This is a genomic window from Sphingobium sp. MK2, assembly GCF_040170545.1.
Classification (GTDB): domain Bacteria; phylum Pseudomonadota; class Alphaproteobacteria; order Sphingomonadales; family Sphingomonadaceae; genus Sphingobium.
In genome coordinates this window covers 1-793 of sequence record NZ_JAZDXA010000114.1, presented here as the reverse complement: position 1 = coordinate 793, position 793 = coordinate 1, and the positions used below count along the sequence as shown (strand labels likewise).

Annotated in this window: 1 protein-coding gene; it reads right to left on the bottom strand. The window is 62.3% G+C overall.

Annotated features, from left to right (window positions below):
* Window positions 1-59: 59 nt before the first annotated feature.
* Window positions 60-707, bottom strand: a complete 648-nt coding sequence (gene istB, locus V2I08_RS20550) for an IS21-like element helper ATPase IstB (protein ID WP_405053687.1) — start codon at window positions 705-707, stop codon at window positions 60-62.
* Between the last annotated feature and the right edge of the window lie 86 nt (window positions 708-793).

Genomic DNA, 793 nt, shown 5'->3' with positions numbered 1-793 from the left:
GCGGATGCTGAGGGCACGTCACCGTTACATGGCGGATCAGCCCGTCGATATCAGGGGTATCACTGGATGGTTGGCTCGCCGAACACGGTGGGCCACTCGCCAAAGGCGAGGTTGGTGGTGATGATGACACTGGTCTGCTCATAGAGTTTGCTGATCAGGTGGAACAGCAACTGGCCGCCCGATCGGGCGAACGGCAGATAGCCCAGTTCGTCGAGTACGATCAGATCGAGACGGGATAGCTGGGCGGCGAGAGCGCCACTCTTGCCGATCCTGGCCTCCTCTTCGAGGCGGGCCACCAGATCGACCGTGTTGAAGTAGCGGCCCCGGGCACCGGAGCGCACAACATTGACGGTGATGGCGATGGCCAGATGGCTCTTTCCTGTGCCTGTGCCGCCGACCAAGACGATCTTGCGCCGTGCGGGCAGGAACGTGCCGCTGTGCAATGAACGCACCAGCCCCTCGTTGATCGGGGTACCCTCGAACCGGAAGTCGTCGATGTCCTTCACGACTGGCAGCCTGGCAGCGGCCATCCGGTATCGGATCGACGCGGCATGACGATGCGTCGCCTCCGCTCGCAGGAGGTCGGTCAGTATCTCCATGGTGGTGCGCTGGCGCTGAAGGCCGGTGGTGACGGCATCGTCGAACGCGCCCGCCATGCCCTTGAGGCCAAGGCCGTGCCTTGCCTCGATCATGTCATGCCGCTGCATCGAAGGTCCTGTTGATGGCGGAGTAAAATGCCCCGGAACGGACATTTGAAAATTCCCCACTTCTTCTGATTGGCCCTTGTCCGGGG

Bases quoted from the DNA above. Each gene is read 5' to 3' on its own strand.
- istB (WP_405053687.1), bottom strand. From the start codon at position 707: ATGCAGCGGCATGACATGATCGAGGCAAGGCACGGCCTTGGCCTCAAG.